The organism is Streptomyces sp. NPDC001851 (assembly GCF_040297165.1).
GTDB lineage: Bacteria > Actinomycetota > Actinomycetes > Streptomycetales > Streptomycetaceae > Streptomyces.
Genome location: NZ_JBEOYR010000021.1, coordinates 62,107 through 83,258 on the forward strand (window position 1 = coordinate 62,107; position 21,152 = coordinate 83,258).

General features: G+C 68.4%; 20 protein-coding genes and 5 pseudogenes. 11 read left to right on the forward strand and 14 right to left on the reverse strand.

All coding sequences use genetic code 11. The annotated features are described in order from the left end of the window. Positions 1–59: 59 nt before the first annotated feature. Positions 60–1,211, reverse strand: coding sequence for a hypothetical protein (locus tag ABT171_RS28245; protein WP_351248588.1), 1,152 nt, complete (start codon positions 1,209–1,211; stop codon positions 60–62). 167 nt (positions 1,212–1,378) lie between these two features. Beyond that, positions 1,379–1,567 (reverse strand): annotated as a pseudogene (locus ABT171_RS28250) (ACT domain-containing protein); the annotation flags it as partial. Positions 1,568–1,647: 80 nt separating this feature from the next. On the opposite strand from ABT171_RS28250, the pseudogene ABT171_RS28255 reads away from it, so the two are divergent. Then, a pseudogene (locus tag ABT171_RS28255) lies at positions 1,648–1,842 on the forward strand (beta-ketoacyl synthase N-terminal-like domain-containing protein); the annotation flags it as partial. Positions 1,843–1,851: 9 nt separating this feature from the next. Here the strand turns inward: ABT171_RS28255 and ABT171_RS28260 are convergent. Beyond that, complete coding sequence (locus tag ABT171_RS28260; RefSeq protein WP_351248590.1) at positions 1,852–2,145, reverse strand: DUF1330 domain-containing protein; 294 nt, start codon at positions 2,143–2,145, stop codon at positions 1,852–1,854. A 189-nt stretch (positions 2,146–2,334) separates the two neighbouring features. On the opposite strand from ABT171_RS28260, the gene ABT171_RS28265 reads away from it, so the two are divergent. Beyond that, a complete protein-coding gene (locus tag ABT171_RS28265; protein ID WP_351248592.1) occupies positions 2,335–3,237 on the forward strand; it encodes a LysR family transcriptional regulator in 903 nt (300 codons plus the stop codon). Positions 3,238–3,673: 436 nt separating this feature from the next. After that, positions 3,674–4,090 (forward strand): annotated as a pseudogene (locus tag ABT171_RS28270) (MvdC/MvdD family ATP grasp protein); the annotation flags it as partial. A 141-nt stretch (positions 4,091–4,231) separates the two neighbouring features. Here the strand turns inward: ABT171_RS28270 and ABT171_RS28275 are convergent. Together ABT171_RS28275 and ABT171_RS28280 are read right to left on the reverse strand one after the other, a co-directional pair. After that, entirely contained in the window at positions 4,232–4,708 is a 477-nt protein-coding gene (locus ABT171_RS28275; RefSeq protein ID WP_351248594.1) for an RICIN domain-containing protein, read from the reverse strand. Positions 4,709–5,034: 326 nt separating this feature from the next. Continuing rightward, a complete protein-coding gene (locus tag ABT171_RS28280; RefSeq protein WP_351248596.1) occupies positions 5,035–5,496 on the reverse strand; it encodes an RICIN domain-containing protein in 462 nt (153 codons plus the stop codon). Between the two features lie 147 nt (positions 5,497–5,643). Here ABT171_RS28280 and ABT171_RS28285 point away from each other — a divergent pair, with 147 nt between their 5' ends. Further along, complete coding sequence (locus tag ABT171_RS28285) at positions 5,644–6,675, forward strand: helix-turn-helix transcriptional regulator (protein WP_351248598.1); 1,032 nt, start codon at positions 5,644–5,646, stop codon at positions 6,673–6,675. 135 nt (positions 6,676–6,810) lie between these two features. Here ABT171_RS28285 and ABT171_RS28290 read toward each other — a convergent pair whose 3' ends face one another. Further along, entirely contained in the window at positions 6,811–7,038 is a 228-nt protein-coding gene (locus ABT171_RS28290) for a hypothetical protein (RefSeq protein WP_351248600.1), read from the reverse strand. Positions 7,039–7,688: 650 nt separating this feature from the next. Between ABT171_RS28290 and ABT171_RS28295 the strand changes: the two genes are divergently transcribed. The 3 genes from ABT171_RS28295 to ABT171_RS28305 all read left to right on the forward strand — a co-directional run bounded on the left by ABT171_RS28295 (position 7,689) and on the right by ABT171_RS28305 (position 10,480). Then, on the forward strand, positions 7,689–8,792 hold the full coding sequence (locus ABT171_RS28295) for a DUF4037 domain-containing protein (RefSeq protein ID WP_351248602.1): 1,104 nt from the start codon (positions 7,689–7,691) through the stop codon (positions 8,790–8,792). Between the two features lie 864 nt (positions 8,793–9,656). Further along, positions 9,657–10,229 carry an SUKH-4 family immunity protein gene (locus ABT171_RS28300; RefSeq protein WP_351248604.1) on the forward strand — a complete coding sequence of 191 codons (573 nt, stop codon included), beginning with the start codon at positions 9,657–9,659 and terminating at the stop codon, positions 10,227–10,229. A gap of 41 nt (positions 10,230–10,270) precedes the next feature. Next, the gene (locus ABT171_RS28305) at positions 10,271–10,480 is read left to right on the forward strand and encodes a hypothetical protein (RefSeq protein WP_351248606.1); all 210 of its coding nucleotides are present in this window, start codon (positions 10,271–10,273) and stop codon (positions 10,478–10,480) included. Between the two features lie 206 nt (positions 10,481–10,686). On the opposite strand, the gene ABT171_RS28310 is transcribed toward ABT171_RS28305, so the two are convergent. From ABT171_RS28310 to ABT171_RS28320, 3 genes are all read right to left on the reverse strand, one after another. Continuing rightward, positions 10,687–11,052 (reverse strand): hypothetical protein, encoded by a 366-nt coding sequence (locus ABT171_RS28310; RefSeq protein ID WP_351248608.1) that lies wholly within the window; start codon positions 11,050–11,052, stop codon positions 10,687–10,689. Positions 11,053–12,158: 1,106 nt separating this feature from the next. Beyond that, positions 12,159–12,548, reverse strand: a complete 390-nt coding sequence (locus tag ABT171_RS28315) for a VOC family protein (RefSeq protein ID WP_351248610.1) — start codon at positions 12,546–12,548, stop codon at positions 12,159–12,161. Between the two features lie 1,286 nt (positions 12,549–13,834). After that, positions 13,835–14,725 (reverse strand): beta-propeller domain-containing protein, encoded by an 891-nt coding sequence (locus ABT171_RS28320; RefSeq protein ID WP_351248612.1) that lies wholly within the window; start codon positions 14,723–14,725, stop codon positions 13,835–13,837. Between the two features lie 498 nt (positions 14,726–15,223). Here ABT171_RS28320 and ABT171_RS41955 point away from each other — a divergent pair, with 498 nt between their 5' ends. Together ABT171_RS41955 and ABT171_RS28330 are read left to right on the forward strand one after the other, a co-directional pair. Beyond that, positions 15,224–15,454, forward strand: a complete 231-nt coding sequence (locus ABT171_RS41955) for a leucine zipper domain-containing protein (RefSeq protein WP_503076972.1) — start codon at positions 15,224–15,226, stop codon at positions 15,452–15,454. Between the two features lie 288 nt (positions 15,455–15,742). Beyond that, on the forward strand, positions 15,743–16,087 hold the full coding sequence (locus ABT171_RS28330; RefSeq protein ID WP_351248750.1) for a hypothetical protein: 345 nt from the start codon (positions 15,743–15,745) through the stop codon (positions 16,085–16,087). A 207-nt stretch (positions 16,088–16,294) separates the two neighbouring features. Here the strand turns inward: ABT171_RS28330 and ABT171_RS28335 are convergent, their stop codons facing one another. Together ABT171_RS28335 and ABT171_RS28340 are read right to left on the reverse strand one after the other, a co-directional pair. Then, a complete protein-coding gene (locus ABT171_RS28335; RefSeq protein ID WP_503076978.1) occupies positions 16,295–16,846 on the reverse strand; it encodes a replication-relaxation family protein in 552 nt (183 codons plus the stop codon). 57 nt (positions 16,847–16,903) lie between these two features. Next, positions 16,904–17,026, reverse strand: a complete 123-nt coding sequence (locus tag ABT171_RS28340) for a hypothetical protein (RefSeq protein ID WP_351248614.1) — start codon at positions 17,024–17,026, stop codon at positions 16,904–16,906. A gap of 145 nt (positions 17,027–17,171) precedes the next feature. On the opposite strand from ABT171_RS28340, the gene ABT171_RS28345 reads away from it, so the two are divergent. Next, complete coding sequence (locus ABT171_RS28345) at positions 17,172–17,549, forward strand: nuclear transport factor 2 family protein (protein WP_351248754.1); 378 nt, start codon at positions 17,172–17,174, stop codon at positions 17,547–17,549. A gap of 71 nt (positions 17,550–17,620) precedes the next feature. On the opposite strand, the pseudogene ABT171_RS28350 reads toward ABT171_RS28345, so the two are convergent. From ABT171_RS28350 to ABT171_RS28360, 3 genes and pseudogenes are all read right to left on the reverse strand, one after another. Beyond that, a pseudogene (locus tag ABT171_RS28350) lies at positions 17,621–18,279 on the reverse strand (transposase); the annotation flags it as partial. 76 nt (positions 18,280–18,355) lie between these two features. After that, positions 18,356–19,138: a hypothetical protein gene (locus tag ABT171_RS28355; RefSeq protein WP_351248616.1), complete on the reverse strand. Its 783-nt coding sequence runs from the start codon at positions 19,136–19,138 to the stop codon at positions 18,356–18,358. Between the two features lie 83 nt (positions 19,139–19,221). After that, positions 19,222–20,022 carry a MerR family transcriptional regulator gene (locus tag ABT171_RS28360; protein WP_351248618.1) on the reverse strand — a complete coding sequence of 267 codons (801 nt, stop codon included), beginning with the start codon at positions 20,020–20,022 and terminating at the stop codon, positions 19,222–19,224. A 221-nt stretch (positions 20,023–20,243) separates the two neighbouring features. On the opposite strand from ABT171_RS28360, the pseudogene ABT171_RS28365 reads away from it, so the two are divergent. Next, a pseudogene (locus tag ABT171_RS28365) lies at positions 20,244–21,145 on the forward strand (IS5 family transposase). Positions 21,146–21,152: the final 7 nt, after the last annotated feature.

Sequence of the window (21,152 nt, forward strand, 5' to 3'; positions counted from 1 at the left end):
AATACCGCCTGCTGCGCCACCGGTCACGGTCCGGGGCGGCGGACGACGGGCGGTGGCCGCTACGCCGTGGTGTGGCGGCGCCCGCGGACGACGTACACACCGAGCGCGGTGAGGACCAGCAGGCCACCGGACGCGCCGAGCAAGCCGGTGCCGGAGCCCGTCGTGACGCCGCGGTTGGCGACCGGACGGCCACTGACGATCAGCTGGCCGGTCCTCTTCACCCGGCCGTGGTGCGCGACCACGGTGACCAGGTACGTGCCGGGCGTGAGACCGGTGCGAACGGTGGCCATGGCGTAGTAGCGCGGGTCGTCGCCGTCCGCGGCCTTGGTGTCGTCGCGCCTGAGGTTGACCGGTTGGACGAACGCCGGGGAGGTGGCGGAGAGCCGGTTCTCCTCGCCGGGGTCCGGGTACGTGTCCTTCCACAGCACGTAGACCTTTCCTCCGGCGCGGACCCGGTAGCCGTGCTCGCGGGCGGTGTCGGGGTCGAACGTCGGAGAGAAGACCGGACCACGGGCCTTGCCCAGGTAGTCGCTGTCACCCGGCCGGGCCGCCCGTACCTTGAGGGACTTCTCAGCGACGCGGCGGCCATCCGGTCCGTACAGGTCGAAGGCGTACGTACCGTCCTTCACGTCCGGGCGGAGGCACGGCCGGCCGGTGAACAGGCGGGGGGTGTAGTGGTCGTACTGGTTGTCGTGGACGAGCCGGACCGGATCGGCCAGTGCGGTGGAACGCACGGTGAAGCCGGTACCGGTCTCTCCCGGGTACAGGTCGTCGAACTCCGTGTCGATCTGCTCCCCCGGCCGGGCGGCTGTGCCGTTGACAGCCCGCACCTCGAACGACGGACGCTGAGACGGCAGGACCCGTATCTTGTTCTGGGCCACAGCACGGTCACCGATCTTCGCGACGAGCGGATACACGCCCGGCTTGTCGGACATGGCCAGCGTGGCCACCGCGCCGAAGCGGCCATCGCCGTCTGACCACTTCAAGGCGACCGGGCCGGAGAACGCCGACGAGACGGCGGTCACGGCCTTCGATCCTCGCGGCACCCCCTCCAGAGACAGGTCCACGAGTTGCCCGGGGCGGGCCCAGTCGCTGCCGAACGTCTGCACGTCGAGCTGCGGACCGGAGGCGGCGAACGCGGTCCCCGTCGAGACACAGCCACTCAGCAGAATCCCCGACACCAGCGAGGCCACCCGCTTGGACCATCCCATCGCGCTCCCCTACTCGTCGTGACGGCTCCGGCTTCTGGCCGGGGGCCGGCGCACATGTAGACGGCGAAACGGGACAGTTGGTTGTCCCCCGGACACAGCAAGCGCACAGTCCGTGGCCCGCCGCTCAGTGAGGCGGCGGGCCACGACCAATACGGCGAACCGAGCGGTCAGTCCACCAGGTTGACCACGCTTGCCGAGGTGGCGCCGATCTCCTCGGCGATCTCGGCCAGCACCGACTGTGGAATGGACTCGTCCACGGTCAGCGCGACCAACGCGTCTCAGCCCTCGGTGGTACGGGCCACCTGCATGCCGGCGATGTTGATGTCGGCGTCAACGAGGATCCGGCCGATGATGCCGGAAGCCTCCGCGCCGGCATCTCACCCCGCTGGCCGCTCGCTGCGCCGCCAGCGCGGACGGCGCAGACGGCGCGGGCATTGTGCGCACCTGTCTGGCCGCTCTGCCGCCCTGGACGGAGGATTCTTTCCCTGGTGTTCTGGGCAATGTCGTCTCCGGCCGGATCGCCAATCGACTGGATCCGAGAACGGCCAACCACACGATGGACGCGGCGTGCGCCAGTTCACTCGCGGCCGTACGCGCGGCGGTCGACGAACTTGTCAGGGGGCGCGCCGACCTGATGCTGTCAGTCGATGCCTTCGATGATGCGGAAGTCGCGCTCGAAGCCGTCAGGGAGGGCCACCAGCGCCTTCTGGTATGCCTCGCTCTCATATGCCGCGACGGCCTGTTCAAAGCTGTCGAACTCGATCAGAACGACGCGTTGCGTGATTCCGGCCTCGTGGGCGACGACTCGACCGTCACGGGACAGTGTCCGCCCGCCCGCAGCCCGGACAGCCGGACCCGCCAGCTTGTTGTAGGCAGTCAGCCTCTCAGGGTCGGAAATGGCGGGGTAGACACTGACCCAGTAGCCCTTAGCCATGGAAACCTCCTGTGTTCGGCCGGACACGTCCGACTTCTCATTGGCACTCAGATCGATCGATCCCGGCGACGGGTACTGCGGTCAGTTGGAATCGTCATATGCGCAGGTTAGAGCTTGATGTGCGGTCGAGGGAAAGACCGGTACGGGATAGACTCAGAACGGATCATTATCAATCGGCAGGGAGGGCACGTGGCGCCGGATACGGTGAGCCTGCGGTACTTCCTGGTGCTGGCGCAGGAGTTGAACTTCACCCGCGCGGCCGCACGGATCGGTATCGCACAGCCCGCACTCAGCGCCCGGATGCGCCGACTGGAGGCGGAACTCGGCACGGCCCTGCTGGTCCGCAACACCCGTAGCGTCGTATTGACCACGGCCGGTGCGGCTTTGGCGGAGTCCGCGCCGCCCGCGCTGGCGGCGCTGGACCGAGCATGGGACACCGCCCGGAGCGCGGCGGCCGGTGAACTGGGCACGCTGCGCATCGGATACAGCCTCAGCGCCGGTGCCGAGACGGCACCGGCCCTGGTGGACAGGCTGATTCGCGGCAACAGCGGACTCGAGGTCGGCGCGGTCCCGATGGCGACACCGGAGATCTCCCCCGCGGTCGCCGACGGCCGCATCGATGCCGGGATCACCCGCGGTGAACAGCCGGGCCGTGGCGTGCGCCGGTTCCTGCTGCGGCGTCAGCGCGTCGGGGTCCAGCTGGCGCAGCACCATCCGCTGGCCGAACACCCGGAGATCGAGATCGCCGACGCGGCCGCGTATCCGCTGCGACTCCCGGACCGTGCGGCCAACCCCGTGATCCACGATCAGCTGTCCGCACTGTTCCAAGACACCCGACCACACCCCCGATTCCACACGCCCGCAGTCTCTTTCGACATGTCTCAGCGCGACCTGCGCGACGGGATCACCCTCGCCCCGGCCGGAGAAGCCGCGGTCACGGCCCAACCGGCCGGTCTCACCTGGCGACCGCTGCGGGGCGCGCCCAGCCTGACGATCCACCTGGTCCTCCCACGCGAGCAGTCGCCGCTACACCGCCGCGTCCGTGCCGTCGCCAAAGCCCTGGCGCACGAGCTGCACTGGCTGCCGGACTGACGCGCAAGAGGTCAAGCGAGACGGACGCCTGCGGTGGCTGGGCCGAAGACCTTGCGCCCGGCGGACTTCGCGGTGATGACGATGGCGGTCTTGCTGAATGTCCGACACGACCTCGCTACGCCGGCGGATCAGCATCCGATGACGGTCCCGGGACGAGCCGGTCCGAGTCGTACACCGCGGCGACGTCCTCGCCCAGCCCGAGATCTCGGCGGATACCGTGCCTTCGCCGACGCGGAACCGACAAGCACGGGCAACCGGCGGGACGCCCGCCGTCAACGGCGTCCCTGACGTCGGTCTTCGACCGCTCCGGCCGGATGACGGAGATGCCCGGCCACGGCACCGGCACCGGCACCGGCTCCTCCACAGGGACCAGCCCTGACGGCAACGGCAGCACCCAGGGGAGCAACAACGACCGGTGAGTGAGTGACCCGCGTCGCTGATCAGCGAGCTGCACGACCGGGGCATCCCGGTCGTGCAGTTCGACTCGGGGGACTTCCCCGCCTCACTGTCGGTGGAGGCAGAGATCACCCAGGACGGCATCCGAGGGCGCCTCGACACTCTCTCGCGTACTGCCGTCATCGACCACGTCCGCGCGCTGTACTACCGGCGCCCGACCGGCTTCGCCTTCCCGCACCTCGACGAGCAGGACGAACGGTTCGCCATCACCCAGGCCCGAGACGGTCTCGGGGTCGTGATCGCATCGCTTCCGAACTGCCTGTACGTGAACCACCCGCACTTCATCGGCGACGCCGAATTCAAGCCGTCCGGCCTCGCCGCCGCGGTCAACGCCGGCCTCCGGGTGCCGCGCACGCTCATCACGTCGAACTCCGACGCCGCCCGAGCCTTCATCCGTAGCCCCCGATGCGACTTACCCGCACGTTCGACATTGGGCTCGCCGCAGGTGGCGCGCTCCTTGGAGGCAGGGACTCGTCTGACGGAGCCCCTGCCCCTGAAGGAGCTACAGGACCAAACGCTCAGTACCGCAGGGCGGTGGTCATCGCTGCCATTGCTGGCTGGTTCCGCCGTGGCACGGCCACAGGATGACAGGTTCGCCGACGTTGTAGGTCTTGATGTCGAGGCAGAAGCCGTTGCCAGCGTTCCGGATGGTGCCGTCGGAGAGTGACCGCCATTGCTGGCTGGTGCCGCCGTGGCACGGCCACAGGATCACGGGCTCGCCGACGTTGTAGGTCTTGATGTCGAGGCAGAAGCCGTTGCCGGCATTCCGGATGGTGCCGTCGGAGAGTGACCGCCATTGCTGGCTGGTGCCGCCGTGGCACGGCCACAGGATCACGGGCTCGCCGACGTTGTAGGTCTCGATGTCGAGGCAGAAGCCGTTGCCGGCATTCCGGATGGCGCTGTCGGCCCTGGTGGAGGGGCTAGCGGCACTGCCTTCCCCCGAGAGCCCGATGGACGTCATTCCGGTCAGTGCCGCGAGCACGGTAATCAGCCGGAGTTTCTTCACGGATCGCATGCGATGCCTCAATCCTTGGATTCGTGTTTCTGAGTGATTGCAGCGTTCCTGCTCCTCTGGATGTGCGTCCACGCCAGAGAGCACGCACAGGAACGATCACTGGCCGCAGTTGTTCAGAAGGCGTCCGTCAGCAGGCCATGGGCGTACCGGAGTTGGCGGCACGAGGGACGTGAACTTGTGATCACGGAGTGGTCTACGCTCTGTGCTCACCGGGAGAGTTCGTTTCCGTCGCGCCTGCATCCACCCGCACTGACATGCTGGGACACGACCGAGCCGAGACGACGTCCCGGCGCCCTAGCCTGCGGGGCCAGCCGCTTGACGGCCCGTCAGGCCGGGGGCGGCAGCTTCCAGACCTGCCAGGCCACAGCCGCGCAGTTGCGCAGGTTGATGCCCGCGTGCTCGCTCGGGTCCCCGTTGTTCTGGATGGCGAGGCACTGCCCGTTGACTTGGGTGATCAGGTGCTCGTCGGCGTAGTCCCACCGCTGGTTCGCCTGGCCATGGCAGTCGCCCACCGCCTGGGCCGGCGCGTTGGGCTCACCGTTGCGCACATCGAGACAGTGCAGCTCGGCGCGGTTGCGCAGGGTCCTGCCCTGCCAGAACCAGAGTTGATTGCCGGCGCCCCGGCAGTTCTGCACCTCTACGTTGTCCCCGTTGGTGGCCAGACACTTGCCGTGCAGGCCACTTCGGATCTCGAAGTCACCCGCCGCCCCGGCGGGCGACGCGGTCATCCCCGATACCGCACCCGCCAGCCCCAACGCCAGGGCCGCCACCGTGAGCCTACGTCGCATCACCGACTCCTTTCTGTCCGTCCGGTTTCCCGCGGTGCCGCCGTTCGGCGCCTGTCACCGCGGATCGGTTACGCACCGAGCATCTCCGATCCACATAGAGTGAGGAATCCCTGGATCCAGGGGGTTGACCGCGGGCATACTCAATGCATGACAGAGCAGTTGGAGACGGTCCGCCGGTCGGTTCCGGGGGCAGCAGGAGAGGCCTCCACAGTGAACGAGCTGGGCCACGAGGTCTCCCGCCAGATCGGGCGGCTCGTCCCGCACGACGGCTATATGCTCTCCGGCCACGATCCGTCCTCGTCCATGGGCTGCTTCCTGGCCCGCGAGCACGCCTACGACCGGCAGTGGCTGCCCCGGCTGTTGGACGACGAGTTCCACGGCCGCGATCTGCATCCCTTCTCTCAGCTGGCCAGCGGCCCGTCCCAGGTCGGTGTACTGGGCGACGGCACACCGCAGGAGCAGCGCAGTGCCCGGCTGCACGACATCATGACGACACAGGGCTTCGGCAGCGAACTACGCGTAGCGGTGGTGCTGGACGGCACCATGTGGGGGACGATGATCCTGCTGCGCGAACGCGGCCGTGCTCCGTTCTCGCCTGCCGATGCCGTGCACGCCCAGCTCCTGGTGGCTCCGCTGGTCGACGCCGTCAAGCGTTTCGTACGGCGGCTGCCGATGCATCCGCTGCGCGGGGCACCGGCGCCGGGCCTGGTCATCTTCGGCGCCAACAACGACATCAAGGCCGCGACGGCGACGGGCCGCGACTGGCTGCGCGCCTGTACCCCCAACCTCCACATCACCGAGGCCGAACTGTCCGTGGTGGTGTGGGGCACCACCTACTCCGCCCGCCTCGGCATGGACCCCGCTCAGACACTCATCCCGACGCCCGCCGGCTGGATCGCGGTACACGGGCAACTGCTGGCCGGCGGGGCGTCCGGAGAGGTCGCCATCACCGTGCAGCCCGCCCCCGCCGATCTGCTGCTGCCCGCCGTGGCCACCTGGTACGGCATCACCCGCAGGGAGCGCGGCGTACTGGAACTTGCGCTCGAAGGGCTGCCCGCCAAACAGATCGCGCGCCGCCTGCACCTGTCGCCCCACACGGTCAACGACCACTTCAAGGCCATCTACCGCAAGACCGGAGTAACGGGCCGCGAAGAGCTGATCTCGATGCTGTGCCGCTGATGCGCGTACGGGCCGATCACCCGGCCACCTCGGGCAGCGCGGGCTGCACTCCCCGAACCGGCCACGCCCGTACGGCGCAGCCACTGGCACGCCTCCGCATTGCGCAACTCGTTCGATCACACCTGCGCCCAGCTCCTACTCCGGGACAACCAGGCCGAACTCGCGCAGTCGAGGCAAGCAGGCAGCCAGGCAGGCCGCCACGGACACGGCGTCCGTGCGCACCAGGACGTCTTCGTGGAACGGAGCCCCGCTCGCCACGAACGTCCACGGCTTGACGCCCTCGCGCATGCGCTCGGCATCAGCCTTGAACAGCACCGTGACACCCTGCTCGGCCAGCGCCTCCATGACCTGCACCACGTCCACCGAAGCCCCCTCGCACCCGTAATCGAACAGCCAGCAAAGCTACCCGCAGATGCCGGTCAGCTGCGACGGTGCTCTGGGCGAGAACGCCGGCTGACAGCGTCGCCGTGACGGCTTCCGCCTCTCGAAGGGCCGGACGCCGGCTTCTCAGGGCCCGGGATGCGAGGTCGCGGCCCTCAGCTTCCAGCCGCTGCCGCTGCGAGCCTCATGCAGGGGCGGGAACCGGTGCCCCTTCACGTCGGTGCTGTACTCGTGGCTCTGGCCGCAGGCACCTTCGTAGATCCCGGACTGCAGAACGATCTCGCCGGGATGGGAACCTTCTCGCCACTCTCCTCATGAGGCCAGTGTCTGCAGCCGGTCTCTGCGCGAGTCCTTCCCGCGCGTCGAACCGCGACCGAAGGCAGCGAACGGCGGCGAGCCGCGGTGGAAGGCATCGAAGGTGAACCGGAGCCTGCCCGAGCCGATGCAGGCCGTTGCCGTGGCCAGGCCTGCTCTGCCCACCGGGTGGGCAGCGGAGCCGAAGCGGGACGGTTCTCCGGACACCCGGAGCTGTCTCATCGAGTGGCTGTCGAGTCGGGCATTGCGCCTCACGGAAATGAGGGTGAAGGAAAAGCCTTCGACCAGCGTCGTTCCGGTCCGGCAGGCTCCGGGCCATGACCACACCGTCCTTCATCCCCGGGCTGGAACTCTCCCGCCGCTTCTACCTGGAGGCCGTCCGGCCCCTCCTGGACGAGGCCACCCCCGGCATCCTTCACTCGGCGGCCCGTCTCGGTGGCGGCTCGGAGGTCTTGGGCTTCGACACCGCCCGCTCCGCCGACCACGAGTGGGGACCCCGGCTCCAGCTTCTTCTGCGCCCGGAAGACGTCACTTGCCACGGGACGGCGATCAAAGACCTGCTCTCCGCACGTCTGGCGAAGACCTTCTACGGCTACCCCACGCACTTCGCCCCCACAGCCGAGGCGGGAATCCGCGTCATGCAGGCGACCGACGGGCCGGTGCACCACCGCGTCGACATCACCGACCCGGCCACCTGGTTCACCGCGCAGCTGGGCTTCGACCCCGGCCAGGACGTCACCCTGGCGGACTGGCTGGCCACCCCCACGCAGCGGCTCGCCGAAGTCACCGCCGGCGCCGTCTTCCATGACGGCCTCGGCCGGCTCACTCCGGCTCGCGCGCATCTCGCCTGGTATCCCCACGATCTCTGGCTCCACGTGCTTGCTTGCCAGTGGCAGCGCATCTCCCAGGAGGAGGCCTTCGTCGGCCGGTGCGGCGAAGTCGGCGACGAGCTCGGCTCCGCCGTCGTCACCGCGCGCCTGGTTCGCGATCTGATGCGGCTCTGCCTGCTCATGGACCGCCGCTACCCGCCGTACAGCAAATGGCTCGGAAGCGCCTTCGCCCGCACCCCGCAGGCAGCCGTCCTCACGCCCGTCCTGTCCGCGGCCCTCGCCGCCACCGACTGGCACACCCGCGAGCAGCACCTGTCCCGCGCTTACGAGACCGTCGCTGCTGCCCACAACCGCCTCGGCCTCACCGACCTGGTCGATCCCACCACGCGCAGCTACCACAGCAGACCATTCCAGGTCCTGCACGCCGAACGTTTCACTGCGGCGTTGAGGGCTCGCATCACCGACCCGGCCGTCCGCGCACTGCCGCTGGCCGGCAACGTCGACCAGTTCATCGACAGCACCGACGTCCTGAGCCATCCAGGACGAGCCCGAGCGGTGACCCGGGCCACCGCCCACGTCCCAGAGTCGTGACGTCGTGCCCAAGCTGCGATCCGCTCACCCCCACGCACGCACGCATGGCTCATGAGACACCTCGCAGCCTGGAGAAGGACGGCTACCGCGCCCAGCTCGCCGTGTATGAGCACGGCGAGTGCTGCCGCGCTCCCGGCAGGCCACGGACATGACCGGTCCCCCGGCCACGCACTCACCCCACCCAGAAAGCCCCGGCCCGGAGCACTGCCCGGGAGAGCCGAACAGTGGCAACGCGATCGGCACAGCCACTCATCCCACCGCATCACCGTCGAGCACGCCCTGGTTGACCACAAACGCTGGGAGCAACTGATGCGCTGGCCCCACCGACGTGATCGCCTGCCCGAGACCTATCGAGCCATCACCAGCCTCGTCTCCGACCGCACCGTCATGGCCTGAAAACGACCGCGAGTAGGGCGAACACGCCTCACCCGCTATCACGCACCACCTCGTAAGCACGTGCGCCAGCTACGCCACACCTGGGCGGGACAACATCGCCGAGGGCCTGCGTCATCACGGGCGGGACATGACCCGGCCGCCGGCCGCCCTCGGACTCACGTGATCATTCCTCACCGACCGCGAGAACGGCGGAGCCCTGGGGGGAGAGCACCAATGAGGAGAAGGCCGCGCGAGCTCGGAAGCACTCGACCGAGGTTGCGTTCTATGAGGATGACCTGTCCCGGGCGACCGCGCTGGCACGGCACGAGCAGGGAGCTACGGAAACTGCACGCCCCACACTCAGACTGGTGAGCCGGTCTTCTCCAGTAACAACTACCCCGCCATGCGGTCCGATACGATCACGAAGGGTGGCGAGCGGGAATTCATTGGGTCGCCCGATGACCGTCCCGACCGAAAGTGCGGAATTCTATGAGCCCTTTGATCGACCGGACTCGCATGGAATCGGTCTTCAGCGCCGATGATCTGGTCGCTCTGGACGACGGTGTGCTGGCTGCCATCGCGCATGAGCCGACCCGAGTCTTCCTGCGCGAGGCCGGTCTCCCGGACCAGGTGGGCTGGTTCGAGGTGGACCAGTTCCTTCTCGATGGTGACCTGCGGATCGGCGGTGAGGCGTGGCAGGCCGTCGCGGAGAAGTACCCGAACTGCTCATTCGACATGTCGGCCTGGCTGACGCTCGGAGGGATCGCCCTCGACGACGTCATCGTCGATACCGCCACAGGCATTGTGTACTGCATCCCGGAGGAGGGTGCTCCGCACCTGCTCAACAGCAGCATCGACGCCCTGGCGTATTTCCTGCACGCGCTGGAGGAGGAAAGGCCGGAGTACGACGCCGAGGCCAGCACCGACGAGGGTGTCGACCCCGAGGGCGCCGCGGACAGGCTTTTGCATCGGATGCGCCAAGCCGACCCCGTCGCCATGGAAAATCCCGAATCATCCTGGTTCGCGGTTCTGCGGCAGGTGAGCAACCTTCTACGGGACTAGCGCCGCGCGGACCTGCCCACTACCCGTTGAGGAAGAATGACATGACGAGCTCCGGCGAGCGTTTCGCCGTCCGGTTCGGCGAGACCGGGGTCCGGCGATTCCGGGGCCCGCACACCGTGCAGACCCTGCCCGAAGCCGCCGTGTTGGCGCGGATCGACGGTCTGGTTCTGCCACTTCGGGTGAATCCGTACTTCCACACCCTGCAGGAGGAGCCCGCCCGACGCTGGCAGCACAGCCAAGCCCTCCAGTGACGGCCACCTGGTGACCGCCGGGCGAGACGGCGTCCACAGCACACGGCTTGAACTCGCCGCACTATGGGCTTCACCTCAGCAGGCCGCCCAACCGGGCCGGAGAGCCGGGCTGGCTGATGGGCGTTTCAGGATGCTGCGTCCGGCCACAGGCAAGCGCGTGGCTGGTGTGAACCTCAAGGCCCTGGCCGCAGTTCCGTGGACGATGTTTATGCGGAGGCCGCCCGGCGCCACGAATCTGCTAGAGGCCGAGTAACTCCAGAGCTCCACCACGGCCCCGTGTCCGGACCGGCAGTATCGGATTCTCCCTGCAGCCACCACAGGTCGCCCAGGACGCGCTGGTGGCGTCCTTCCCATCCCAGGGTCTGTGTGGCGGCGTGGGCGGTGGGGAAGTCGCCGGCGAGCGGGGCGGCCGGGGCCAGGCGGCCGTTGCCGTCGGCGACCTGCTGGTAGCCGCGGCGTGATTCCTGGCTGTGTCCGGTGTCGCGGTAGGCCTTGGCCCGGTAGTCCAGGGCCATCTCGTCGAGTTCGGGGTGCAGGAGGCGGGTGTCGAGCACGGCGGTCAGCCGGTCCACGGTACGGGCGCGGTGTTCGTCCTGGCGGCGGGTGAGGGCGCTGAGGAGTTCGACCAGGGCGTCGGCGGCCGTGTCCAGGCGGTGTGGTCGCCGGTGTCGGGCGGGGCGAGGGGGTTCCCAGACGGAGTCGCTGATGTAGGCCCAGGCCGCGTCGGTGAGCCAGGCGAGGTCAAGGCGGTGGTCGCGGGCCAGGCGCAGGCCTTGGCGCAGGCAGGTGACTAGGCTGCATGCGGATCGGCATCAGGGGCTGGGCGAGCGCGGCGATGTCGTCCAGTTCGGCGCGGTGGCGGGGCAGCGCCCGGCGCAGTGCGTGGTGGAGCTGGAGGAAGGCCATGGCCTCCTGCTCGGTGTACGGGCGGAGCCGTTCCGCGGCGAGCGCCCACGATGCCCGGCCGGACCCGCCGGTCGGCCTCGTGGCGCAGCAGGGCCTGCCCGTCGCGGCGGATCACGGTGATGGCCGCGCTCTGCGGGTGCCGCTCGGCGACGGCGACGATATCGGCGAGCGCGCGGAAGCAGGTGTCGTGCCCGGAGCGTGTGGTGAACCGGCCGGTGCCGCCCATCTGCAGCGCCCGGGCGTAAGCAGTGCGGTAGCCAGACGGCTGTCGGCTGCGCGTACGGCCGGGACGACGAGCTCCACCGGATAGCCGTCGGCCGCGAAGGGCAGCGCGCTGTCGAGGAAATCCTCCACGCTGCCGGGGGGCATCGATCAGGACGTCGCCGTGCCAGCGGCGTACGTACTCCTCGGCCCGGGAGAACTGGGCGCGGTAGTCCAGCCGGCCAGCACGGGTACCTACAGGCGCGCCCACCACCCTGCGCAAAGGCCGCTGCCTCGCTCAGCTCACTGCGCAGCACCAAACAGCCGTCTCAACCGGCACACCACCAGCCACCCACACCCCGACGCCACCCAATCCCCCCCGACAGAACAGAACTACCGCCCAGTACAACTGAGCAACCGCAGGCCACAATCAAGATCGATAAGCACGTGCGCCAGCTACGCCACAGCTCAAGGCGCCGTGATGTCCGTGGACGGCCAGTCCAGCGCGGTCAGCTCAGGCCGCTCCTCCTGCCACCGCGAGCGCCGCCTTGGCCTCATGCAGGAATGCCAGTCAGCTGAGATAGTCCGCGCGCCCCTCGTCGTCGAGCTCGAAGGGGCCCTCAGGAATGATGCAGAATTCATTGCCCTCAGGGTCCGCCATCACCAGGAACCCGCCGTCGGCGTACTGCTCCAGCCTGCGTCCGCCAAGCGTCTCAACCCGCTGCTGCTCGGCGGCAGGGTCGGCTGAGCTGACGTCGAAGTGCATGCGGTTCTTGCCCAGCTTGGGTCCGGCGGTCTGCTGGAAGCCCAGACCAAGGTCGTTCTCTCGCCGCAGCCATACGTATGGGCCCATACGGCCCACGATCGGCCTACCGAGCAGTTCGGACCAGAACGTGGCAAGCCGCTCCGGGTCGCTGGCATCGACGATGAGGGCATTGATCCGCATAGATGAGTCCGCCATACCCTGATCCTCTCAGAGTGCGCAAGGCTGCTCGGCAGCGGACTGCAACCAGGGGAAAACGCCCCGGAGACCACGAAGGCGCACTGGAGTACTGGCAGCCCAGAGAAGGCCAGCAGTCGGACCAGCATCAAGATCTATCTTGGCACCAACCACGGCTCTATTGATCCCCGACGCCGGAGCTCGCCGCACACTCCGACACGCCGATGAGGCGTTCTCAGAACTCGACAACATTCTGGACTTGCTTGATCGACACCTGTTGCCCGAACTCGGCGGCACCAAGTTGGGGCGGCGTCGCTGGGTCTTTGAGCTTCATCTGCCTCTATGGGGCTGGTGCCGCACAAGCCGCGAGGGACGCCTCGTTGGCGAGGCGCTCGGGGTTGTCGCCGGCCGCGACCAGCAGAGTCGCAGGCTGTCCGACCCCCACACCACAGCACGGCGCGGGCCGCGGCTTCGGCATCGATGGCATCGGCTTGCCGCGGCGTCGGCGTACCGCCTTGTCCGGCTGGTTGACCTCGCTCACCTCGATGCCCTCGGCCCGCAGGTGGCGGGCCGGCGCCGTAGGAGCCGGTGCACTCCACGGCAGCTTGCCGCAGTGTGTCGAACGACGGGGCTCCAGAGGACGAGTTGGCGACAACCATTCGTCGTCGCCGGGAAGGTCCGTCCGTCCAGGGCGACGCCGAGAATGGTGACGACAGCTGCCACATGCACGTCCTTGTGCGTGTCGACGCCCAGCAGGACCTCCTCCACAGAATCGGCCGGGACGTGGCCTACGGGGCAGCGGGCTGCGTGATGCCGGCCAAGGCCGCCTGTCTCCTCATCGCCATGCGAACGGTGGCCGCCCGCCGGGCCGGGAAGGTAAGGACTGTGACGGTGCCTGCCGCGAAGGCCTCTATCGGGACACGTCTCCTTCCCGGCGGCAGCTGATACCGCTCCGGGCGGTGACCGGCAGATCAACACTCAGGGCAGGAAGCCAGTCGTAGCGGAGTTCAGGCCACCTCTCGAAGCGGCACCTGATCATCCTCACAATCGCAGCGGACCTTGCTCCGTGGGACACCGCCCAGCGTCCACGGCGCGTGGACATGACCTTCGAGAAGGCTTCCCGGCCGCAGGAGGCGAACACCCGGTGGACGGCAGCACGATGCGACGCCACGGCCGGGGCCGCCGTAGCGCCGGTCCTGCCGCGGCAGAAAGTGACGCCGTTGCCATCGCCCGGCGCAGCCTGCCCCGCTGAAGGGGACACTGACGACAGCGGACGGGCAAGACCTACGTGATGGGCAACGGCCCTCCTACGGGCGCCAGTCCGCCTCCAGGTCATGGGAGTCGGTCTTGGTGAGCTGGGTCAGTCCGGTGCCGTCGGCCCGTACCAGGTAGAGGTGCTCGGGATCCCCGTCGTCGGCACCGCCTCTGGTGAAGACCAGGCGGCTGCCGTCCGGGGACCAGGAGGGGTTCTTGTCGTTGAGGCGCGCTGCGGTGATGCGGTGCAGTCCGCTGCCGTCGGGGCGGATGACGTACAGGTGCGCGAAGCCCGAGGAGTCCACGCGGCTGAAAGCGATCCGGTCACTGTGCGACCAGTCGGGCGTCCAGTCGTGGGAGCCGGGCGCCGTGACCGCCGTCTGCGCCAGGGTGGACAACCGGATCCGCATCACCCTGCTGTGCCCGCCCGCGTCCGCACGGTTGAACGCCAGGTACTTGCCGTCCGGGGACCACGTCGGATGGAGGTCGTCCGCCGTGGTGTGGGTGAGCCGGGTGGAAGATGTGCCGTCGATGCCGGACACATAGATCTCGCGCTGGGTGCCGACCGGCTTGGCGTAGGCGATCCGCTTGCCGTCCGGCGACCACGCCGGGTCGGAGGCGCCCTTGGTACCGGGGACGGCCTTCAGCTCGCCGCCCATCGTCTTCATCGTCCAGATGCCGTCGATGGCGCCACCGGACCCGTAGCGGGCGAAGGCCACCCGCTTGCCGTCCGGCGACCAGCTGGGCATCACATCGCTGACGGTGGAGGTGTGGGTGAGTTTGACCGGCGCACCGCCGCCGGCGGAGACCGCGTAGAGGTCTTCGACCGGCGCCGCCGCGGTGTAGCGGGCGAAGACAATCGGATGGTCCCCCGCCGCACCGGCGTCTCCTGCGGCGCCCAGAGTCAGCGGCGCGGCCATGGCCAGCGCCGCGCTGGCCACCACCGCGAGACGGCGTCGCGTGGTGCCGTTTCCGCCGGCCCCGCCGATTCTTCGGAACTTCCCGGTGGTTCTTCCGTCACTGGTGTGCTGTTGCTGGCGTGTCAAGGCGTCCACCCCGATCCCTCCCCGCGGCCCGTTGTGGGTCGCTCCGGCCGGTAAACATCCCACCTGACCGGGCACTGAGGGAAGCGGGAGCCGACGACGGTACAGGGCTTGTGACATGGTGCGTACGTCGCCGTCACATGCGGCGCGGTGCGACGAGCCGTGGCGGGCGCGACAGCCGCGGCCCCTGGCCGCCGACATCGCCGCGGGACGCGTGCCACGCCACCACGACGGCGGCGAGTGCGTTCATGACAAAGACGGAGGCGATCAGCTCTCCGCTCGTACGGCCTAGGTGTGATGTACCGGGACGTTGGTGACATGCGTGCTGGGTGGAACAGGTGAGGACCTTCCGGGTTCGGTGTGGATTGCGACATCTACGCCCGACCGCAGGAGGCCCTCGTGTCCCACCGTAATGCCCCGTTAACGCCGACCGGCAGGCTGCGTCTGGCCCGGTGTGTCGTGGACGAGGGCTGGCCTTTGCGCCGGGCCGCGGAACGCTTCCAGGTCAGTCACACCACCGCCGCCCGATGGGCCGGCCGTTACCGGCAGTGGGGCGCCGAGGGCATGCACGACCGCTCCAGCCGCACCACCAGCCACGCCGCACCCCGCCCGCGATCGAGACCCAGGTAGTGCGCCTGCGCCGCGAACACCGGATCGGACCGGTCCGTCTGGCCGCTCGATGTGGCATCGCCGCCTCCACCGCGCATCGCATCCTGGGCCCGGCACCAGCTGCCCGTTCTGGCCGCGTGCGACTGGGCCACCGGCGAACCCGTGCGCCGCTACTGCCAGCCGAAGCAGCACAGCGACTCAACATTGCACCCCATCAGCTTCCACTGCATGAGATGGTCGTCGCCACGACCGGGAAGGAGCGGTGATCTCACTCGCCGCCTGTCAGTGGCGATCGTCATCATGGGAGACATGATCAACCCGAACCTGACCACCGGCAGTATCTGGCGGCTCCACCACGGCGACCAGGAGATTGCCCGGCTGACCGTGACCGGCACCGATATGCCCTGGACACACGCAAAAGTCGAGATGCTTCCTGGCTTTGAAGAGTTCCGTCCCCTCTTCGCTGAGCAAGAGCGGGCTGACGACGAGGAGGGCTGGGAGCGGGTCGACGCCTGCTACACCCAGATCCGCAGTGCGCTCACCCTGACGCTTCCCGGCGGCGGCCCGGTCGCCGAGTTCATGCTGCACGTCCACGACGACGGCACCGCCAGCTGGCGCTGGCACGACGAGCCTTTCGACTCGGTGCGCCCGTGACGACCTGGGTTCGCTGCTTCTGGGACGAGGAAGACTTGTGGTTCTACTTCGAGCTGGACGCTGATGGCTATGTGATCCGGCAAGTCGAGTTGCAGGAGCCCGGAAACAAGGCTCTGACCGCTGCCTCGCTGGCCGAGTGGCAAGAAGCCCAAAGGGACGGCCGGTCAGCTGAATACGAGGGCCTCTACGGTCTGACCGCGGAACCACCTATCTCCGAGTGGGAAGGGCACGACCCGCAGGCGTTGTCAGCCGATGAGTTCGAGATCGTTTGGTCGACCGCCCGCGAGGAGCTTCGGGGCCGTCAGCGGTGCCCCTCTTCCTGAGCGCGTCCATTACTGCCGCTTCCGACCAGGAAGCTGCCATCTTCAACGCGAAACCGGCCGTGAAGCGTCTCGCCAACCCGACAAGGTCCTGCTCACGCGGCATCGCCCTCGCCGTGATCCATGAGACGCGCCAACCGCACCGCCCACACGTCTTCACGACGCCTCGTCGCTGCCCCCAGTAAATCGCGGTTGAACCTGTCTCGGCGGCGAGCGCCTGGAGGCGGTTGTCGAGCAGGTGTTCCTCCTTGGCGAGGCGGGCCTGGGACATGGTGCCGTTGTCGAGCTCGAAGCGGCGCACCTCGCTGGTCTTGGTCGGCAACGTGAGGACGGCGTCGGTGTTGAAGCTCAGGCCGGTCTCCTTGATGGCGTGGTTGACCTCCATCTGCCAGTCGGTCAGGTGCTTCCGGCCGCCGTAGGCGAGCATCATGTCAGTCACCGCGACGGGCAGCTCATTGCCGTCGGCCAGAGCCTTCTGTCCCGCCGGGGTCAGGTTTCAGATCGGGTGCCTGCCCGCCTTGCCGTTCGTCTCCGCCAGCCCGAGCTCCGCCAGCTTCTTCATCGCCCTGCGCACGTACGACCGGCCGTCCCAATCCTCCGCCGTGATCACCTGAGCCATCTGCCGCACGGTGGCTATCCGCACGCACCCCGGCATCCGCAGCGCATCGGTCCGCACCTTCCCAGCCGTGGGAGTGGACTTCTTCCCCTTCGCTGACGTCTCGGCTTGGGACGAGCGCACGCGAAACGGCTGGTATTACTGGGGCATGCAGGAAGAGATTGCACGCTCCGCGATTGACACGTTCATCTCCGCGTTCAACGCCTCGGACGACACCTATGTGACTGCCCTGCTCTCCCAGGCTCTGACCTCAGACGTGGTCTTCTGGGGGCCGTTGGGTCGCAGTGAAGGAATCGAGGCGGTCGAGCGGTTCGTGCTGGACATCCGGCGCCACCCGGCGGGGACCGGCACGATGGTGCGCTGCTCGGCGGTGGACATGCCTGACGAGTGGGCCCGGTACCAGTGGGTCTTTACCACGCCGGATGGAGGTCCCCGCCTGGCGGGAACGGACGTCGTCCATCTGCGGCGGAGCCTCATCGACCAGGTCATCGTCTTTGCGGGGGAGATCGAACCGTCCGCCTCCTGAGTCATCCTTCTGTCGCTGTCCTTCTCCTGAACTTGCCCCCTTCGGCGCTCGGGGCGGCGGTTCGCGGTTGGTCATGCTGCGGTGTTGAGGGGGCGTCCACCCCAGCGGATGCCTTCTCGCTGCGGACTCGGGCTCGTTCCTTGCGTTGGGCGGTGAGTACGTCGGGGTGGCGGGCGTTGGTATCGCGCCGGCGCAGGTAGCGGTGCAGTGCCTGGGTTTGCGCGGGGTGGCTTCGGTGGTGGGAGTTGGCCAGGGTGAACTGCCGCAGCGGGCCGAAGTGGGCCTCGATCGGATTGGCCCAGGAAGCGTAGGTCGGGGTGAAGCACAGCTCGGCCTTGTTCTTCTTCGCCCAGCGGCGGATGTCCGCGCCGGGGTGGGCGGAGAGGTTGTCCAGGATGATGTAGATCGGGGCGCCGTCGAGTCGGGCGGCACGGATCGACTTGAGCGCGGCCAGGGTGTTGGCGGTGCCCTTGCGACGTCGGTTGACGCCCCACAGGCGGTCGTCGCCCACGGCGTAGCAGCCGTGGAAGTGGGTGACGCCGTGAGTGCGGCGGTAGGTCGCCGACAGCCGGTTTGGCTTGCCCTGTTTCGCCCGGCAGGAGTCCGCGGTGGGCCGGATCCCCACGGGCCCGAACTCGTCGAAGGCGAAGACCCGGTCCGGGAAGCGGTCCAGCACCTGCTCAATCCGGTCGAGCTTGGCTTCGCGATCAGGGTCGGGCGCCTCCTTCCAGGCGTTCCCGGCCACCGCGCCTCCAGCGGTCGTCTGATGGAGCGTCCCCTGGGCTCCTCCCGCTGGACGCCGTCGACTACGGGCCCGAGGTGGTGAGGGAGCCAGGGGAAGACCTGCCGCCTGCCCTCAGTGCTGCGACCGCGGACACGGGGTCGTCCGCGTAGAAGCGGAAAGCGCGGGCCTCGGCATGCTTGCCAAGGACACGTACGTACCGCACCGGCTCGCTGAGCTCGACGGTGACCGTTGTCAGGCCGGCCACAGCCACGTCGGCCACGCCGCTCTCATCCACAGCGGCCAGCTTGCCATTCGGAAATGCCCGGTCCAGACGGACGGTGGCTATGCGGTTGGCTGGGATGCGGATGTCCAGCAGGGCGCCGTAGCGCAGGCGCAGCGAGCCGTCGGCCCCGATCACATGCGGGCGGACCACGCAGGAGGCGTGCAGGGCGAGAAGGAAGTAGCAGCCCCAGATGTCGAGGACGAGGGTGGTGACGTGCACCACCGGCCACGGGATCAGGTATGCGAGGGCGAGGGTCTCGACCACGCAGACGAAAAGCAAGCCGTACATGGTCGCCGTCTGGGCCAGCGCGTACGGAACGGCGTGGTCGCCGCCGCGTACGCCGTGCGGGCCGCGGCGGGATACCCAGCGCAAGAAGCTGGTCGCGAGGGCTATCTCGTGGCTGATCAGCTTGCGCACGGACGCCGGGACGTTGTCAGCGATCGCGGCCAGGAATGCGGAGTGACGGTGGAGCCCCTCGCGGCGGTGCCGCCGGTAGTCGAGAAGAAGTAGTGCGGTCGCCCCGGCCACGAGCGCAAGCACCGCCAGTTCCCCCGCCAGCCATGCGGCCGGGGCCACTCGCACCCCACCAACCGCACGTATGAGAATCGCGAGTTCACACGGTGCGACCCCGGCGAAGCCCCAGCGCACAGCCTTTCTCAACGCCTTCACCCGGCACGCTCCCTGAGCAGCTCGATGGCGCGGCGCACGGCTGCCGCCTGGGCAGGACTGAATTCCGCGAAGAGGGCGTCCGCGAAACCGCCCTTCTCACTTGATCCGCCCTTGCTTTCCGCCGCGATCATCGCCTGCGCCGCCTCGTCCGGGATGCTCTCAACGATGGCCCGGGCGGTCTCCTCCACACGTGGGTCATCCTCGGCTGCCTCGGCCAGTGCGTCCATCTGGGCGTATACCGCGTAGGCGCGCCGCATGGCCTCGGCGTCGGCAATCAGACGTTGCCCCATGGCGTAGAGCCAGCCGCGGTCGCCACCCGGCGAGCCGGTCTCCAGCAGGGCCAGCAGCTCCCGTTCCTTGACCGCCATCGCAGGCTCCGGTCCGGGCAACCGCGCAGAGGTGCGGGCCATGTCATCGAAGAGCACGGCGAGTTCGGGAGAGACCGGGGCCTCGGCGGACAATTGACCGGTCCGCTCGGCCTGCTCAAGGAGCCGACCCAGGCGGACGCGGCGCTGCCGGATTTCCTCCTCCTGGCGGGCCAGGTCCGCGTCCAGCTCGGCGAGGATCTCGACGAGATCCTTGCCCATGTCATCCGCCAGAACGTCCTTCACTTCGTCCAGGCTCAGCCCGAGCTCGCTCAGACGGCGGATGCGTGCCAGTTCGACGGCGTCGCGCAGCGTGTACTCGCGGTATCCGTTGGACTGGCGAGGAGGCTCGCGCAGCAGCCCGATGCGGTGGTAGTGCCGCACTGCGCGGGTGGTGATGCCGACGGCGCCAGCGAGCTCTCCGATTCGCATGGCACCAGTAGAAACGTTGTCGCTGCGACAAGGTCAAGCCGTTCCGTTCACTGACGACGACCTCGGCAGTACAGGGCAAGGGTTCCTACATCTCATCACCGTCCACGACAGCTGTCGCGCACCATTCCTGCCGACTGCGGGGTGCTGAGCAGGCGAAAGGACGGCTAGGACTTGTCCGGCCGATCATGTAACTAACTACTCTTCAGATCGTTGATGTGAGCATGGGGCGGGGCGATTTGACGGATGCGGAGTGGGATCGGCTGCGGCCCTTCCTGCCGGTCAGTAATGGGCGTTGTGGCCGGTGGCGGGATCACCGGCAGGTTGTCGACGGAAACCTTCACCGAGTACGGACGGGGGTGCAATGGCGCGATCTCCCCTAGCGGTTCGGGCCGTGGAAGACAGCCTATTGAACGCCACCGGCTGTGGTCGGCCGACGGCACCCGGGAGCGTCTGCTGCAGCAGGTCCAGGCCGCGGCGATGCTGCGGGAGAGATCGGCTGGGACATCGCGGTGGACTCCACCGGCGTGTGCGCCCATCAGCACGCGGCCGGTGCCCGCACCGAACCACCGCCGGCGCCCGCTTCAAAGGGGGCCGGAGTAGTGGAACATCGGTGCGAAACATCGTGGCGGAGCCTGCTCGCCCGGCTGGTGGAGGTGGTGCAGGAGGTGAGGGCCTGGGCCGCTCGCGCGGCGGGTTCACCAGCAGACTCCACCTGAGCGCGGATGGCCGGTGCCGCCCGCTGTCCCTGGTCGTCACCGGCGGACAACGAGCGGACTGCACCCAGTTCAAAGCCGTGCTCGAAAAGATCAGCGTTCCGCGCATCGGGCCGAGCCGGGCCGGCCACGCACGAAACCCGACAGTCTCGCGACCGACAAGGGATACAGCGACAGTCCGTGCCGCACCTACCTGCGGCGCCGGGGCATCCGGCACATCATCCCGGAGAAGGCTGACAGCCAGGCCGCCCGGCTTCGACGAAGAGCGGTACAAGAAGCGGAACACCGTGGAGCGGGCGATCAACAGGCTCAAGCAGTCCCGGGCCGTGGCTACCCGCTATGACAAGCGCGGCTACGTCTTCCTCGGCACTGCCACTGCGGCGGCCCTGGTCATGTGGCTCCGTACATGATCGGCCG

What these genes read in the sequence shown, in the direction of transcription:
- ABT171_RS28245 (WP_351248588.1), bottom strand. Translation starts at nt 1,211, where the DNA reads ATGGGATGGTCCAAGCGGGTGGCCTCGCTGGTGTCGGGGATTCTGCTG.
- ABT171_RS28260 (WP_351248590.1), bottom strand. Translation starts at nt 2,145, where the DNA reads ATGGCTAAGGGCTACTGGGTCAGTGTCTACCCCGCCATTTCCGACCCT.
- ABT171_RS28275 (WP_351248594.1), bottom strand. Translation starts at nt 4,708, where the DNA reads ATGCGATCCGTGAAGAAACTCCGGCTGATTACCGTGCTCGCGGCACTG.
- ABT171_RS28280 (WP_351248596.1), bottom strand. Translation starts at nt 5,496, where the DNA reads ATGCGACGTAGGCTCACGGTGGCGGCCCTGGCGTTGGGGCTGGCGGGT.
- ABT171_RS28285 (WP_351248598.1), top strand. Translation starts at nt 5,644, where the DNA reads ATGACAGAGCAGTTGGAGACGGTCCGCCGGTCGGTTCCGGGGGCAGCA.
- ABT171_RS28295 (WP_351248602.1), top strand. Translation starts at nt 7,689, where the DNA reads ATGACCACACCGTCCTTCATCCCCGGGCTGGAACTCTCCCGCCGCTTC.
- ABT171_RS28300 (WP_351248604.1), top strand. Translation starts at nt 9,657, where the DNA reads ATGAGCCCTTTGATCGACCGGACTCGCATGGAATCGGTCTTCAGCGCC.
- ABT171_RS28305 (WP_351248606.1), top strand. Translation starts at nt 10,271, where the DNA reads ATGACGAGCTCCGGCGAGCGTTTCGCCGTCCGGTTCGGCGAGACCGGG.
- ABT171_RS28315 (WP_351248610.1), bottom strand. Translation starts at nt 12,548, where the DNA reads ATGGCGGACTCATCTATGCGGATCAATGCCCTCATCGTCGATGCCAGC.
- ABT171_RS28330 (WP_351248750.1), top strand. Translation starts at nt 15,743, where the DNA reads ATGATCAACCCGAACCTGACCACCGGCAGTATCTGGCGGCTCCACCAC.
- ABT171_RS28340 (WP_351248614.1), bottom strand. Translation starts at nt 17,026, where the DNA reads ATGGCTCAGGTGATCACGGCGGAGGATTGGGACGGCCGGTCGTACGTG.
- ABT171_RS28345 (WP_351248754.1), top strand. Translation starts at nt 17,172, where the DNA reads ATGCAGGAAGAGATTGCACGCTCCGCGATTGACACGTTCATCTCCGCG.
- ABT171_RS28360 (WP_351248618.1), bottom strand. Translation starts at nt 20,022, where the DNA reads ATGCGAATCGGAGAGCTCGCTGGCGCCGTCGGCATCACCACCCGCGCA.